This is a genomic window from Hymenobacter rubripertinctus (assembly GCF_003583925.1).
Taxonomy (GTDB): Bacteria; Bacteroidota; Bacteroidia; order Cytophagales; family Hymenobacteraceae; genus Hymenobacter; species Hymenobacter rubripertinctus.
In genome coordinates, this window is sequence record NZ_QYCN01000056.1 from 1 (window position 1) to 15,322 (window position 15,322).

Here is a 15,322-nt window from a genome sequence, read left to right on the forward strand (position 1 = left end):
GCATGGTGCAGGACACGCTACGCCTACGCGGCGAATGGCGGCGTGACACCGTCATGGCCGTGGCCTGCGGGCTCCACAACCTGCGCGTACGTAGCGCCTTGCGTGCTTACGCGCCCGATAAACTCCCCAACCAAGTCGAATAAAGTCTAGTTTCTAGCCCTTTACAAACGAGATTCGGCCGTGCTGTACATGGGGGATGACGAGCTTGCTGAATAAACAGGTTTATTCCCGCCTCACCGCTGCCACAGAATCCGCTGGTCCTCCAGCGGCACGGCGACGCCCTTGTAGGCGGGCACGACGCGGGCCGTGAAATCAGTGGCGGGGCGCGGGGTGGTTACCAGGGCCTGGTAGTGCAGGTAGCCGTCGGCAGTAGGGGCGGCAGCCGGTTGCAGCGGGATGCGCTGGGCGGCGGTGCCGGGGAAGCCCTGGGCGTATAGCTCCACCAGCACCTGGTCGGGGGTGAGGATACCCAGCCGCAGGGGCACGTGAAACTGGTAGCTGTTGGCGACGCTTTCCGTTTGCAGCTCGCCAAATTCCAGCTTATCCCACTCGCTGGCAATTTGTTGGCGCTGCCGCACGATGGCCGCGCCGGCCGCGCCCTGGTTGGCGGCGCGTTGGGCGTAGCGGGTGGCGGCGGGCAGGTAATAGTCCTGTGTGTATTGGCGCACGGTGCGGTTGGCCGAGAACTGCGGCGTGAGCGTGGCCATGCTCCGGCGCATCCGCTCGACCCAGCGGGCGGGAATGCCCTGGGCGTCGCGGGCGTAGAACTCGGGCACTACCTGGGTTTCGAGCAGGGTGTAGAGCGCGTCGGCTTCGGCGGCGTCCTGGGCGGGGTCGTTGGCGTGCTGCTGGCCGTCGCCCAGGGCCCAGCCCACGGCGGGGGTGTAGGCTTCGGCCCACCAGCCGTCGAGCTCCGAGAGGTTGAGGCCGCCATTCACGAGCACCTTCATGCCGCTGGTGCCGCAGGCTTCCCAGGGCCGGCGGGGCGTGTTCAGCCACACATCCACGCCCTGCACCAGGTGCTCGGCCATGAGCATGTCGTAATCACTCAAAAAAACCACGTGCTGATGCAGGTTGTGCTCGGCAATAAACTGCGTCCACTGCTGAATCAGGGCCTTGCCGATTTCGTCGGAGGGCGGGGCCTTGCCGGCCAGCACCAGCTGCACGGGCTGTTCGGGGTTGGTGAGCAGCCGGATGAACCGTTCGGGGTTGTGCAGCAGCAGGTTGGGCCGCTTGTAGGCCACGAAGCGGCGGGCAAAGCCCAGCGTGAGGGTGCGGTCGTCGAATACCTGGCCGGCAACAGCTACGAGTTCGGGCGAGTGGCCCGCTACGAGAAACTGCCGGGCCAGCCGGGCGCGGGTGTAGGCCACCAGCTCCTGCCGGCAACTGGTGCGCAACTCCCACAAAGCGTCGTCGGGCACCTGCCTGATGTTTTCGGCCAGCGTATCGAGGCCGCCGCGCCACCGCTCTTTACCGCAGGCGGTGGTCCAGATGGCGTCGGCGGCCTCCGAATCCCAGCTGGGCATGTGCACGCCGTTGGTGACGTGGCCTATCGGTACCTCGGCGGTGGGCCAGCGCGGAAACAGCCCGCCGAACAGCTGCCGGCTCACCTCGCCGTGCAGCTGGCTCACTCCGTTCACGGCCCCGCAGCCCCGAATGGCCAGCAGGGCCATATTGAACGACTCGGCGGGGTTGCCGGGGTGGCGGCCCAGGGTCAGCAGCGTGTCGAAGGGTATGCCCAGCTCCTGGCGGGCGTAGTCGCCCAGAAACTGCTCCAGCAGCGCCGGGCTGAAGTGGTCGAAGCCCGCCGCCACGGCCGTGTGGGTGGTGAACAGGTTGCCGGGGCGCGTTACGGCCAGCGCCGCCTCAAATGAGAGGCCGGTTTCCTGCATGAACGTGCGCGCCCGCGCCAGTACCACGAAGGCCGCGTGGCCCTCGTTGAGGTGGCACACCTCGGGCGCAATGCCCAGGGCCCGCAGCAGCTGCCAGCCGCCCATCCCAAGCACGATTTCCTGCTGGATGCGCAGCTCCATGCCCCCGCCGTACAGCTCGGCCGTGATGCCGCGGTGCACTGGCAGGTTGGCCGCGTCGTTGCTGTCGAGCAGGTAGAGCATTACGCCGCCCACCCGCACCTGCCAGGTGCGCAGCCACACCGGAAAGCCCGAAAGCGTAATCGGGAGCCGCAGCCATTCGCCGTTGGGCAGCCGCAGCGGGGTAATGGGCAGCTGGCCGGGGTCGTTGTACGGAAACCGGGCCTGCTGAGCCCCCTGGCGGTCAATCTCCTGCCGGAAGTAGCCCTGCTGATACAGCAGGCCCACCGCCACCACGGGCACGCCCAGGTCACTGGCCGATTTCAGCTGGTCGCCGGCCACGTTGCCCAGCCCGCCCACGTAAATCGGCAGTGCCTCGCTCAGCATATATTCCATGCTGAAGTAGGCCACGCAACGCAGGGGCGACTCGGGGTGCTGCTGCTGAAACCATTTGGGCCGGGCTGCCGCCGCTTGCTTGTGCGCCATCAGGGCCGCCATCTGTCCCTGGAAAGCAGGGTCGGCGAGGTGCTGCTTGAGGGCCTCGCGCGAGGCCGTTTGCAACACTATCCAGGGGTTGTGGGTCCGGTCCCACAGCTCGGCATCAAGCTGCTGCCACAGCGCATCAGCCGCGTGGTTCCACGACCATTGCAGGTCCAGGGCCAGCTCCGTCAGGGTATCGAGGCCGGGTAGCTCGGTGGGCAAAAAGCCGGGCTGCTGGCCGAATTTCAGGCTGTCTGGATTCATACTGTCGGAATTTTTGGGGAGGAAGGGCGCTGGCGGCGCGCCTCTCCTGGCTACCGAGGAGGTAGCTCACCGCAAGAGTACGCCCGCCCCAGCCGCGGCCCCCTGACGAACGTCATGGCCCGCGCATGATATTATTCATGGCTGTTGCTGGTTGATTGCCAGTTATTTGTAGCTGGCTACTTCCTGCAACGGCTATTCTCTTACTCCCCTGCGCTTTGTTCAACAGCCCTTTTCTTGCCGAAACTGGTGCTATCGTGCAGTTTGTCGGGCGGTTCTTCCGCGAGGGGTTCCGGCCGCGCTACGAGGTGCGCGAGTTCTTCTACCAGTGCTTCGTGGTGGGCTACCAGTCGTTGCCGATGGTGGGCATCACGGGCTTCATCATGGGCCTGGTGCTTACGCTGCAAAGCCGGCCCACCATGGCCCAGTTCGGGGCCGAATCCTGGATTCCGACGATGGTCGGGCTGACCATTATCCGCGAAATGGGGCCGATTATCACGGCGCTGATTTTTGCGGGCAAAATCGGCTCCAGCATCGGGGCCGAGCTGGGCTCGATGCGGGTAACCGAGCAGATTGACGCCATGGAAGTGTCGGGCACCAATCCGTTTAAATACTTGGTGGTTACGCGGGTGCTGGCTACTACCCTGATGCTGCCGCTGCTCACGGTGCTGGCCGACGCCATCGGGCTCTACGCCTCCTACGTGGGCATCAACACCCAGGGCGTGACGACGCTGGCCCTGTTCACCAACAACATCCTGAGCGGGCTGACTTTCGCCGATGTACTGCCGGCCTTTTTCAAGACTTTTTTCTTCGGCTTCGCGGTGGGCATCGTGGGCTGCTACAAGGGTTACTACGCGGCCAAAGGCACCGCGGGCGTGGGGGCGGCGGCCAACTCGGCCGTTGTGGTGTCGTCGCTGCTGATTTTCATTCTCGACCTGCTGGCCGTGCAGATTACCGGTCTGCTGGGCTTTAACTGACTTTAACTGCCCCGCCCCGTGCTACCCGAAACCACCCTCCAACCCGCTGATTCGCAACCCACGGCCCCTCCCGGCTCCGCCGAGGTGGTGCTTACGCTGGAGCACCTGAGCAAATCGTTCGGCGACAACCACGTGCTGCAGGATTTCTCGCTGGACCTGCACCGGGGCGAGAACGTGGTGGTGCTGGGTAAGTCGGGCTCTGGGAAGTCAGTGCTGGTGAAGTGCATTATCGGCCTGCTGCGGCCCGACGCCGGCCGCATCACGGTGCTGGGGCAGGATATTAGCACCCTCGACCACGAGGCCATGGATAAGCTGCGGGCCAAGCTGGGCTTCCTGTTCCAAAGCAACGCCCTGTACGACTCGATGACGGTGCGCGAGAACCTGCTGTTTCCGCTACGCCGGCAGTGGCTGGCCGACCGCCGGGGCCAGGAAAAGGAGTTGGTGCAGCAGGCCCTGGAAGACGTGGGCCTGGCCGACACCGCCGACAAGATGCCGGCCGAACTGTCGGGCGGCCAACGCAAGCGCATTGCGTTGGCCCGCACCCTAATTCTGCGGCCCGAAATCATCCTCTACGACGAGCCCACCACGGGCCTGGACCCCATCACGGCCCGCGAAATCAGTGCCCTCATCCGGCAGGTGCAGCAGAAATACCAGACGGCCGCCTTCATCATTTCCCACGACATGGACAGCGTGCGCCTCGTGGCCGACCGGGTGGCCATGCTGGCTGATGGCCGCTGTTACGCCCAGGGTACCTATCAGGAGTTGGCCAAGCACGAAGACCCACGGGTTAACCAATTTTTTATTTGATAATAAAATGGTTTGATAAACCGGATTACCCTGAAAAGAACGGTCATGCTGAGCGAAGCGGAGCGGAGTCGAAGCATGACCGTTCTTATATCCTATCTACCTATCCTACCCACCCCTTAACTCCCCTCGCCATGCCCAGCAACTCAACCAGCAATCAAGTGCGCCTCGGCCTGTTCGTGATGGTAGGAGTGGGCTGCCTGCTGGTGGTGCTCTACCTGCTGGGCCGCCAGCAAAACCTGTTTCAATCCAGCCTGCCGGTGCAGGCCGACTTCCGCAACGTGGCCGGCCTGCTCACTGGCAACAACGTGCGGCTGGGGGGCATTACGGCGGGCACCGTTAAGGATATCGTTATTGTCAATGACACCACGGTGCGTGTGACCATGAGCCTGAACCAAGACGTGCAGCGCTTCGTGCGCCGCAACGCGGTGGCCAGCATCGGCACCGACGGGCTGGTAGGCAACACCATCATCAACCTCACTGCCAGCCCCGGCCCGGCTCCGCCCGTGCAGGCTGGCGACCGGCTGCCCACTAAAGAGCAAACCAGCCTCGACGCCATGCTGGCCACGCTCGACGTTTCCAACAAAAACCTGGTGGGCATTACCAGCGGCCTGCGCCAAGTCACGGATAAGCTCAATAACAGCAAAGCTATTTGGCAGCTGCTGAGCGACGAGCAGCTACCGGCCGACGTGAGCCGGAGCGCGCGCAATGCCGCCGCCGCGTCGACCCAGCTCAACGCGGCCGCTACCGATGTGCGCCAGCTTATCAGCGGCGTGCGCCGGGGCCGGGGGCCGCTGGGCTACCTGTTTACCGACGAGGCCTTTGCCGGCCAGCTAACCCACGCTACCCGGCAGCTAGCTGGCACTTCCGATACGCTGGCCGCGACCCTCAACGGCCTGCAACGGCAGTTGCAAGCCGGCGGCGGCCCGGTGCAAACGCTGCTCACCGACACCACGGCGGCCCGGCAGCTGCGCCAGACCCTGGGCAACGTGTCCCAGAGCACCGACAAGCTCAACGAAAGCATGACGGCCCTGCAACACAACTTCCTGTTGCGCGGCTACTTCCGCCGCCAGGCCAAGCAGGAAGCCCGCGCCACGGCCGACTCCTTGAAGCAGCTGGGCCGGGCACGCTAACGCGGCTAACCAGACGGGCCGGGACTGCCAATGGGGAATCTACCAGTGCTCGCGCCTTGGCCGGTTGCCAGCCTCCAGCCAGGGCGCGGGTGGGGTAAGGGCTTCAAAATGATTAGTATCACCGGGTACGGCTAACATTTGTCAAGACAGGCCAGGGAGCGGGGCGTAACCTTTGTAAGGCCCCGCCCGGATGGTCGGGCCGCACTACTTTCTTCCCCTAATTCCTGCTGTTTTATGAAGACGAAAGCAAAAAAATACCTGATGGGCAAACCCAGCGTCGTTTTTCTGGCTGGGGCCGGCGTGGGTGCTATAGCCACCCTATTGCTGACCTCCGGGCTGGGCCGGACCACCCGCCGCCGCCTCAAGCACGCTGCCGGTCACTACGGCCACGAGCTGGGCAAACAGGCCGGCCGCGTCCTCGACAAGCTGGAAGCAACGGTCAGCCAATCGGCCCACCAACTCGAAGCCCTGGCGCGGGGTACGGGCAAAAACGGCGGTCTGCACCTGAAAAGCGAGTGGCCCACCATCAAAAACAAGCTCCAGCAGGAATACACTCACCTCACCGACGAGGACCTGACCTATGTGGCCGGTAAGGACCAGGAGCTGGTCAGCCGCCTGCAAAGCAAGTTGGGCAAGAGCCAGGTTACGATTGTAACCATGCTGAATGCCCTATAGCACGCCAGCCGGATGGCTCACAGAACAGCTTCTAAAACACCCGTTATCCGCCGTGGAAAACGCGCGCCAACAGCCGCAACCGCACGGGGCCTGACTCCGGGTAGCTACCAGTTTTACTTCCGCCAGTCTTTATGAACGTTACCATCTTCAGCACCTTAGCCTTCGAGCGGCCCTTCCTGGAACAGGCCAACGCCGGCCGCCACGAGCTGCGGTTTCTCGAAACTAGCCTCAACGATGCAACCGTGGCGCTGGCGCGGGGCTCCGAAGCCGTTTGCGTATTTTCCCCCGATAACCTCTCGGCCCCGGTACTGGAGCAGTTGCACGGATGCGGGGTACGCTCCGTGGCGGTGCGCGCCGCCGGCACCGACAACGTGGACCTGCCCGCCGCCCACCGGCTGGGCCTGCGCGTGGCCAACGTGCCCGACTACTCGCCTTACGCCATTGCTGAGCACGCTGTACTGCTGATGCTGGCCCTGTGCCGCCACCTGCGCCAGGCCAATCAGCAGCTGCGGACCAACGACTTCCGCCTGGACGACCTGATGGGCTTCGACCTGCACGGCAAAACCGTGGGCATTGTGGGAGTAGGCCGCATCGGGGAAGTGCTGGCGCGTATTCTGCACGGTTTCGGCTGCCGGCTGCTGGGCACCGACATCCAGCCCAATCCCGACCTGACCGCCCAATACGGTCTGCGCTACGTGCCGCTGCCCGAGCTCTGCGCCCAGGCCGACATCGTGTCGCTACACACGCCCCTCAACGCCCAGACTCAGCACCTGCTAAACGACCAGGTGCTGGGCCAGATGAAGCGTGGCGTACTGCTGGTGAACACTGGCCGGGGCGGCGTGCTCGACACCGAAGCCGCCCTGCGCGCCCTCAATTCGGGCCAGCTCGGCTACCTCGGCCTCGACGTGTACGAGCACGAAAAAGGGCTCTTTTTCGGAGACCACAGCACTGATAAAGTGCGCGACCCGCTCTATGCCAAGCTGCTCACCTACCCCAACGTGCTGCTCACCGGCCACCAGGCCTACCTCACCCGCGAGGCCCTCACCAATATTGCCGATGCCGTGGTGGCCAGCCTCGACGCCTGGGGCCAGGGCCAGCCCGCGCCGCATCAGTTGTAATCAAGGCAGTTTCTGCGCGAGCTTATTGTCCAGCCGGCTACTGCTTGGGGTCCCAGGCAGTAGCCGGCTGGCGCACCTTCGTTCCACCGTGCCGATTGGTGCTCGAATTCAACATCCTCAACTAAGTCAACCAAGCGCAGAAGCCATCCTGCCTGTGTGCTACTCCAGTGCGGGCAATATCAGCACGGGGATGGGGCTATGCAGCAGCACCTGCGCCGTGACGCTCCGGTGAAACAGCCGGCCCAGGAAACTGCGGGGGCGGGCCACCAGGGCCACCAAGTCGTATTCGGCCGTGCCGATTATCCGGAGGATGCCCTCGGCCGGGTGCATTGCGGATACGTGGCGGTGCAGAACCGGCTCCGCGACATCAGCAATTAATCCCGTGCGCCGTACCGCTTCGAGGGCCTGGGCGGCATGTTGGTTTACGTGGCAGGGCAATAATACATGCAACACCGTAACGGCGGCGGCCAGCGCGTCGAGCAGGCCGCGCATTGCCCCGGCGTACTGGCCAAGGGTAAAGGCTTCCTTGTCGAGGGCCAGCAGCACGCGGTGGGGTACGGGCAGGGGCACGGGACTTTCGGGCACCATCAGCAGGGGGTGCGGAACCCGGTGCAGCAGGGCGACCGAAAGGGGCATGAGCTGCTTATCGGGGGTATCGCCCGCGTCGGTGCGGCTTAGCACGATGAGCGTGGGCTGGTGCTGCCGGACGGCCTGCGCCACGGCCTCGGCTACCGGACCATGGCCTATTTCGGCCTCGGCGGGGGCGGTCAGTCCGCTTAGCAGGCTGGCAAAGGCCAGGTCGGTAGCCTCGGTGCCCAGGTCGAGCAGCGGGCCGCCGAGCTGCTCGGGGTCTGGCAGCGCGTCGCGGGATACGTGCAGCAGCACCAACTGCGCGCCAATGGCTGCGGCCAGGCGGTCGGCATAAGCCAGGGCCTGGTTGGCCGGTTGAGCAAAATCGGTGAGCACGAGGAGCGAGGAGGCCATGAGCCGGGTGGAAAAGGGGAGGACAGAGAAGCAAATAAACCAGTCTTCTGCCCCGCGAAACCTGCTAAAAATCTGCCTGACCCATGATGTTCGTCATGCGGACGGCGGTAGCTCCTCACCACCCTGCTTCTCTGCTTGGGGATGCCACTCAGCTACGGACCAGCCCCGACAGCCTTTCACCCTATGCGGATATATCGGTTGGGCATCGCGCGCCACCGCTTTGACAAACGTCATGGAGTAAGGCAATTATCATCATTCGTTTGCCTTTGGGGACGCACTATTTTTAATGTCTCACTGCTGCCAGTCCCTTCTTCCCACGTATTCTTTCTTCTGCTCTTATTCATGCAAGCCTTGAATTCTAACCGCCAACCCGCCGCAGTGGAGCCTGTTACCGACGCCGCCATTACGGCCGCCGTTAAGCAGTTCTTTGTTTCGCAGGAATGCCTGTTGGACCACCGGATTGTCGTGACCACCCAAGCGGGCGTGGTGCGCCTTGCGGGTACTACCGCCAACCTGCTGGCCCAGCCGGTAGCCGAGCAGCAGCAGCGCTAACACGTAAATCGAGGTGAAAATCAGTTGGTTGTGGCGGGCCAGCCAGTTGGGCAGGAAGATGTCGAAGTTGTCGCGGCGGGAGTGGGAGTAGCGGCGGGCCAGCAGCGTGAGGGGGCAATGGCGGCGGAAAAGCAGCAGTACCCCGCCTTCGGCTACCACCAGGGCGCAGGCCACCCACGTGCGCCAGGTTATCTGGTCGGTAATGCCGCAGTAGAGCACGTAGCCGATGACGGCCACGAAGAATCCCCATACCATCGTATGGATAACCTTGATAATCAATAGCTTCGTGTCGGGTTTCATCGAATGCCGCTTGCTTCAGGACGGGGCATCACGTTTCTCAAAAGCCGTTTTTCAGGTAGTAACAGCCCGGCTTTCTTCCTTTTTATAGAATCGGCGAACGGGGGACAACAGGGCGACGAAGAGAATGGCGAGGGCCCACACCATGTACACGGTGTGCAGCCAGCTCACGGCGTTGAGAAAAACCATTTCCAGCTGTATCCACAGAATCAGGGCAAACGCCACGTAGATGCTGCCCGTCCATGCCCAGTGCATATCGCCAAAGACATTAAGGCGTTCGGCCAGCTGACTTTGCGGTTTCTTTCGCAGGGCGACTACCAGCAGGCAAGGTGCCACGCCCAGCACGGTAAAGAGTACGATGCCGGGCACGAGAAAATCAGCAAAAGGCGACCCACCCAGCATGGCCACCGGCATGCCCAGCAGCCGGCCGGAGGGAGCAAGGGCCAGGAGCCTCCCACCGCCCAGGGCTCCCAGTCCGAGCAGGCCCAGGAGCCATAGTAGCGTAGGGCGCGGCGAGAAAAGAGTCATGGGAATACGGCCGGCTTACGGCAGCTTCTTGCTAAGGGCTACTACAAAAATACCCTCGCCCCGGCTGCGGGGCCCTGACGAACATCATGGCCCGCGCATGACATTGGGCATTCCGCCGGCCGGCCCCGCGCCGGTACTTTGCCCTGCACCGGCCGTACCGCCGCCGACTGCCGACCGGCCTTCTCAGCCAGTCGCGCCGCCCGGTTTTGCCTTCCCCCAACTTTTAGCACCGCACCATGAAAAACGCAGCACTCACGCTCTTCTTCCGGGAACTGGCTAACGACAAAGTGGCCCTGGTGGGCGGCAAAAACGCCTCTCTGGGGGAAATGTTCAACAAGCTCCGCGACCAGGGCATCAGCGTGCCCGACGGGTTTGCCACCACGGCCGCCGCCTACTGGCTGTTTCTGGATGAGAACGGCCTGCGCACGCCGCTCACCGAACTGCTGGCAACTTTGGACACGAAGAATTTCACCAACCTGCCCGACGTGGGGGCCCGGGCCCGCTCGCTGGTGCGTAGGGCCACCCTGCCCGCCACCGTGGTTACGGCCATCCGGGAGTCGTACCGCGAGCTGACGGCCGAATATCGCGACCGGACGGAAGTGGCGGTGCGCAGCAGCGCCACGGCCGAGGACCTGCCCACCGCCAGCTTCGCCGGCCAGCACGACTCGTTTCTGAACGTACGGGGCGAGCAGGCGGTGCTCGAAGCCTGCCAGCGCTGCTACGAGTCGCTGTTCAACGACCGGGCTATCAAGTACCGCGTGGTCAATGAGTTCGACCACATGCAGGTGGCCCTGTCGGTGGGCGTGCAGACGATGGTGCACTCGGATTTGGCCGCCGCCGGCGTAGCTTTTACCATCGAGCCCGAGACGGGGCATGACCAGTTCGTGTACTTGACCGGCAGCTGGGGGCTGGGCGAAAACGTGGTGCAGGGGGCGGTGAACCCCGACGAGTTTTACCTCTTCAAGCCCTCATTGCGCGATGGCCATCAGGCGCTGGTGACCAAGAAGCTGGGCGACAAGGCCAAAACCATGCGCTACGCCGCCCCCACGGCCGGGGCCTCCTCCGACCATCCGGTAAACAACATCATCAACACCGACACGCCGGCCGCGCAGCGTGAACTGTTCGTGCTCACCGATGCCGAGGCCGAGCAGCTGGGCCGTTGGTGCCTCGTGATTGAGGAGCACTACGGCATGCCCATGGACATTGAGTGGGCCAAGGACGGGCTCAACAACGAGCTCTACATTGTGCAGGCCCGCCCCGAAACCATTCACCACGGCCACCAGGACCTGCGCCTGCACGAGTACCACCTCACCGAAACCGGCCCGGTGCTGGCCACCGGCAAGGCCGTGGGCAGCCAGATTGTGTCGGGCGTGGCCCGCATCATCGATTCGCCGGCCGACGGGCACCGCCTGCAACCGGGCGAAATCCTGGTCACCGATATCACCAGCCCCGACTGGAACGCCGTGCTCCAGAACGCGGCCGTCATAGTTACCAACAAGGGCGGGCGCACCAGCCACGCGGCCATTGTGGCCCGCGAGCTGGGGCTGTCGGCCGTAGTGGGCACGCTCGATGCTACGGCCAGAATCAAGGACGGGCAGGTGATTACCGTGTCCTGCGCCGAGGGCGACGCCGGGCAGGTGTTCGACGGCCAGCTGGCCTGGACCGAAACCGACCTGGACCTGGCCCAGGTGGTCCGGCCCGAAACCAAGGCCCTGCTCATCCTCGCCGACCCCGGCCGGGCCTTGCAGCTGGCCCGCTACCCCAGCCAGGGCGTGGGGCTGATGCGCATGGAGTTCGTTATCAACAACACTATTCGCGTGCATCCGATGGCGCTGGTGGAGTTTGATAAGTTGACTGACGAGCACGCCCGCGCCGAGATTGAGCAGCTCACCGCCCACTACCCCAGCAAGCCCGATTATTTCGTCGAGAAGCTCGCCCAGGCGATTGGCTTCGTGGCGGCGGCGTTTTATCCGCGCGAAGTCATTGTGCGGCTCAGCGACTTCAAAACCAACGAGTACGCCAACCTGGTGGGCGGGCGGCAGTTTGAGCCCCACGAGGAAAACCCGATGCTGGGCTTCCGCGGAGCCTCGCGCTACTACAGCCCCCAGTACCGCGAGGGGTTCCGGCTGGAGTGCGCCGCCCTGCGCCGCGTGCGCCGCGACATGGGCCTGACCAACGTGAAAGTGATGGTACCCTTCTGCCGTACCGTGGCCGAGGGCCAGCAAGTAGTGGCCCTGATGGAGGAATTTGGTCTCAAGCAGGGCGAGGAAGGGCTGGAAATCTACGTGATGGCCGAAATTCCGAGCAACGTCATCCTGGCCCGCGAATTCGCCGAGGTGTTCGACGGCTTCTCCATCGGCTCCAACGACCTTACCCAGCTCACGCTCGGCATCGACCGCGACTCGGCCATCATCAGCCAGTTGTTCGATGAGCGCAACGAGGCCGTAACCCAGCTGCTAACGCAGGTTATCGGCACGGCCAAGCACTGCGAGCGGCCCATCGGCCTCTGCGGCCAGGCCCCGAGCGACTACCCCGAATTCGCCCGCTTCCTGGTCGAGCAGGGTATCAACAGCATCTCCTTCACCCCCGACGCGCTGCTGCAAGGCATGGCCAATATGGTGGCGGCGGAAGCGGCCGTGCATGGTAAGCCGGCCGCCTCCACTCCGCAGAAGGCGCTTGTGTAGGCCCGTCCCCTTACCCGTGCGCAACGGCCCATGAGGTCTTGCTACTCGTTTTTTAGCGCTCTATCTCCCTTATAAATGGACGCTTCCCAACCAGCCATCACCATGCCCAGCATCGGCTCCCCGGCCCCCGATTTTGAGGCGCTATCCACGACCGGGCGCATTAAGTTTTCCGACTTTGCGCCCGGCAAGTGGGTGGTTTTCTTCTCGCATCCGGCCGATTTCACGCCCGTGTGCACGACCGAAATGAGCGGTTTTGCCGCGCGCCAGTCGGAATTCACCGCCCTCAATGCCGCGCTGCTGGGCCTGAGCATCGACAGCATTCACGCCCACATTGCCTGGGTGAACAACGTGCGCGAAAAAAGCGGCGTGTACTTCCGCTTTCCCATCATTGCGGATATTGACATGAAAGTGGCCCGCCTCTACGGCATGTTGCAGCCGGGGGCCAGCGAAACCGCCGCCGTGCGGGCCGTCTTCTTCATCGACCCCGCCCACATCGTCCGCCTGATTATGTACTACCCCATGAGCGTGGGGCGCAACATGGATGAGATTCTGCGGGTGCTCCAGGCCATGCAGTTCAGCGATGCGCACAAGGTGTCGTTGCCGCTGGACTGGCAGCCCGGTGAGAAAGTTATTCTGCCCGCGCCCCAAACCCTGGACCAGCTCGATGCCCGGCTGGCCGATGACTCGGTGGAGAAGATGGACTTCTACCTGGCCACAAAACAGCTGTAAGCACGGTATTTTCCTGCTCCCGACCAGCTCCAGCCTCCTGTTTTCAGCGCCGCCCGGAACTTGACGAACATCAGCATTCCGGCCGTTGAAAATCAGCGTAGCGGGGCGGGCTGGACACCACCTTTGCTGAATCAAACGCCCGGTGCCGAAGTTGGCCTGTGGCTTTATTAATCACTTTTTTAGTCCCTTTACGATGACGTACGAAAAGCCCAAAAACACCACCGGCAAAGTATTGCTCACTTCCCTGGCCGGTGCCGGCGTGGGGGCAGTTGTTGGCATCCTGCTGTATTCCAAGAGCAGCATGGAGCGCCGCCGCCAGTTCCGCCATTACCGCACCAACCAGCGGCTGCGGCTGCAAGGCGACTGGAGTCAGCTCAAAACCAAGCTGCAACAAGCCTACACCCACCTCACCGACGAAGACCTGACCTACGTGGAAGGCAAGGGCCACGAGCTGGTGAGCCGGCTGCAGGCCAAGCTGGGCAAGCGCAAGCGCAAGCGCAAAATCGTGAAGATGCTGAACGCCCTGTAGGCCCCTGGCAGACGCCGACACATAACGAGCCCGCCACTGGCTTGCTGCACCGGACCCACTTGGACCTGCGGCAAACTGGTGGCGGGCTTTTAGTATATGAGGCACTGACGTATCAATTCTGTTGCTGCCGGCTGAGCCGATGGCCTAACCTCAACCCCCGTGCCGACCATTCCTGTGCCTGCAAACCATGACAACCCCACCAGCTTCCGGAGTAAAGCGGGCCTGTCAGACCAACCGCTCCCGCCGGCCCACGGCTCATTCCCACCCGGCCAACGGGCTGAGCGACGCTTCCTGGCTGGCCCGAGCACCCGGCGGCGGGAGTTGCGCTTTGTGTGGACGGTGGTGCGCGAGTTTCTGCGCGGTTTTCGGGTGCTGCACTTTGTGGGGCCGTGCGTGTCGGTGTTCGGTTCGGCACGGGTCACCGAAGACTCGCCGTTTTATGCCCTGGCCCGGCAGCTGGGGGCGGGCCTGAGTCGGCAGGGCTTCACGGTGCTCACCGGCGGCGGGCCAGGAATTATGGAGGCCGCCAACCGCGGGGCCCGCGACGCCGGCGGACCTTCCGTGGGCTGCAACATCGTGTTACCCAAGGAGCAGCAGCCCAACCCTTACCTGGACTATTGGCTGGCCTGCCGACACTTTTTCGTGCGCAAGGTACTGCTGGTCAAATACTCCTACGCCTTCGTTATCATGCCCGGCGGCATCGGCACGCTCGACGAGCTGTTCGAAGCCCTCACGCTCATCCAGACCCGGAAAATCATGGACTTCCCAGTCGTTGTGGTCGGCCGCGCCTATTGGCAGCCGTTGCGCGAGCTGCTCACCCGACTCGAAGCCCAGGGCATGGTCGCGCCGGCCGATTTGCGGCTGCTCACCTACACCGATTCGGTGGAGGAGGCCCTGGCCCACATCGAGCAGCATGCTGTGGTCAGGTATGAGTTGGCGGCCCAGCGGCGGCCCCGGCGCTGGTGGTGGCTGGGCGAGTAAGGTCTTTGCCGTGAAGCTATTCGGGGCAATAAAAACGGTCATGCTGAGCGAAGCCGAAGCATCTCTACCGCAATAGTAAATCAATTACTTGCACGGTAGAGATGCTTCAGCAAGCTCAGCATGACCGTTTTTTCAGCATGACCGGCTGACGAATTGCTGAACAGCCGCCCTAAATACTCTCAAACAGCAATTTACTGTCCAGATAATCGGGCACCTCCACGTTAGGCCAGCCCATATCTTGGCGCAGGGTTTTCGCCAGGGCCTCGGCGGGCGCAGGCTCGCCGTGCACGATGAACGTGCGCTTGGGCGGGGCCTGAAACTGGCCGAGCCAGCGCAGCAGCTCCGAGCGGTCGGCATGGGCCGAGAAGCCGTCAAGTTGTTTCACCTGGCAGCGCACGGGTACCATTTCGCCAATAGGGCTACCGCACCAAATAGGGTGATTTTGGCTGGGATGGTACCTTCGTCAGATGAACTTGCACCACCATTTTGCCGACGTCCAGGACTTTCGCGTAGCGGGTCGCTGCTCCCACGCCCTGAGCGACATTTTGCTTATCGTCCTG

At 63.4% G+C, this 15,322-nt stretch carries 14 protein-coding genes; 9 read left to right on the plus strand and 5 right to left on the minus strand.

Going from position 1 to position 15,322, the window contains the following annotated elements; all coding sequences use genetic code 11:
• Window positions 1-233 precede the first annotated feature (233 nt).
• The gene (gene glgP / locus D0T11_RS20430) at window positions 234-2,774 is read right to left on the minus strand and encodes an alpha-glucan family phosphorylase (protein WP_119657668.1); all 2,541 of its coding nucleotides are present in this window, start codon (window positions 2,772-2,774) and stop codon (window positions 234-236) included.
• A gap of 215 nt (window positions 2,775-2,989) precedes the next feature.
• Here glgP and D0T11_RS20435 point away from each other — a divergent pair, with 215 nt between their 5' ends.
• The 5 genes from D0T11_RS20435 to D0T11_RS20455 all read left to right on the plus strand — a co-directional run bounded on the left by D0T11_RS20435 (window position 2,990) and on the right by D0T11_RS20455 (window position 7,478).
• Window positions 2,990-3,748, plus strand: a complete 759-nt coding sequence (locus D0T11_RS20435; RefSeq protein ID WP_119657669.1) for an MlaE family ABC transporter permease — start codon at window positions 2,990-2,992, stop codon at window positions 3,746-3,748.
• Window positions 3,749-3,766: 18 nt separating this feature from the next.
• Window positions 3,767-4,555 (plus strand): ABC transporter ATP-binding protein, encoded by a 789-nt coding sequence (locus tag D0T11_RS20440; protein ID WP_119657670.1) that lies wholly within the window; start codon window positions 3,767-3,769, stop codon window positions 4,553-4,555.
• 131 nt (window positions 4,556-4,686) lie between these two features.
• Window positions 4,687-5,685 carry an MlaD family protein gene (locus tag D0T11_RS20445; RefSeq protein WP_119657671.1) on the plus strand — a complete coding sequence of 333 codons (999 nt, stop codon included), beginning with the start codon at window positions 4,687-4,689 and terminating at the stop codon, window positions 5,683-5,685.
• 234 nt (window positions 5,686-5,919) lie between these two features.
• Window positions 5,920-6,360, plus strand: coding sequence for a hypothetical protein (locus D0T11_RS23270; RefSeq protein WP_245991080.1), 441 nt, complete (start codon window positions 5,920-5,922; stop codon window positions 6,358-6,360).
• Between the two features lie 131 nt (window positions 6,361-6,491).
• Complete coding sequence (locus D0T11_RS20455; protein ID WP_119657672.1) at window positions 6,492-7,478, plus strand: 2-hydroxyacid dehydrogenase; 987 nt, start codon at window positions 6,492-6,494, stop codon at window positions 7,476-7,478.
• 159 nt (window positions 7,479-7,637) lie between these two features.
• On the opposite strand, the gene D0T11_RS20460 is transcribed toward D0T11_RS20455, so the two are convergent.
• From D0T11_RS20460 to D0T11_RS20470, 3 genes are all read right to left on the minus strand, one after another.
• The gene (locus D0T11_RS20460; protein WP_119657673.1) at window positions 7,638-8,462 is read right to left on the minus strand and encodes a universal stress protein; all 825 of its coding nucleotides are present in this window, start codon (window positions 8,460-8,462) and stop codon (window positions 7,638-7,640) included.
• Between the two features lie 336 nt (window positions 8,463-8,798).
• Entirely contained in the window at window positions 8,799-9,314 is a 516-nt protein-coding gene (locus D0T11_RS22730; RefSeq protein ID WP_182888524.1) for a hypothetical protein, read from the minus strand.
• 51 nt (window positions 9,315-9,365) lie between these two features.
• Window positions 9,366-9,839, minus strand: a complete 474-nt coding sequence (locus D0T11_RS20470) for a hypothetical protein (RefSeq protein ID WP_119657674.1) — start codon at window positions 9,837-9,839, stop codon at window positions 9,366-9,368.
• Between the two features lie 236 nt (window positions 9,840-10,075).
• Between D0T11_RS20470 and ppsA the strand changes: the two genes are divergently transcribed.
• The 4 genes from ppsA (at window position 10,076) to D0T11_RS20490 (ending at window position 14,762) form a co-directional block, all read left to right on the plus strand.
• Window positions 10,076-12,523, plus strand: a complete 2,448-nt coding sequence (ppsA, locus tag D0T11_RS20475; RefSeq protein WP_119657675.1) for a phosphoenolpyruvate synthase — start codon at window positions 10,076-10,078, stop codon at window positions 12,521-12,523.
• A gap of 75 nt (window positions 12,524-12,598) precedes the next feature.
• Window positions 12,599-13,252 carry a peroxiredoxin gene (locus D0T11_RS20480; RefSeq protein ID WP_119657676.1) on the plus strand — a complete coding sequence of 218 codons (654 nt, stop codon included), beginning with the start codon at window positions 12,599-12,601 and terminating at the stop codon, window positions 13,250-13,252.
• A 193-nt stretch (window positions 13,253-13,445) separates the two neighbouring features.
• Window positions 13,446-13,781, plus strand: coding sequence for a CsbD family protein (locus D0T11_RS23275; RefSeq protein ID WP_245991085.1), 336 nt, complete (start codon window positions 13,446-13,448; stop codon window positions 13,779-13,781).
• Between the two features lie 174 nt (window positions 13,782-13,955).
• Entirely contained in the window at window positions 13,956-14,762 is an 807-nt protein-coding gene (locus tag D0T11_RS20490; RefSeq protein ID WP_245991088.1) for an LOG family protein, read from the plus strand.
• A gap of 169 nt (window positions 14,763-14,931) precedes the next feature.
• On the opposite strand, the gene D0T11_RS20495 is transcribed toward D0T11_RS20490, so the two are convergent.
• Window positions 14,932-15,168 carry an MBL fold metallo-hydrolase RNA specificity domain-containing protein gene (locus D0T11_RS20495; protein ID WP_119657678.1) on the minus strand — a complete coding sequence of 79 codons (237 nt, stop codon included), beginning with the start codon at window positions 15,166-15,168 and terminating at the stop codon, window positions 14,932-14,934.
• Window positions 15,169-15,322 lie beyond the last annotated feature (154 nt).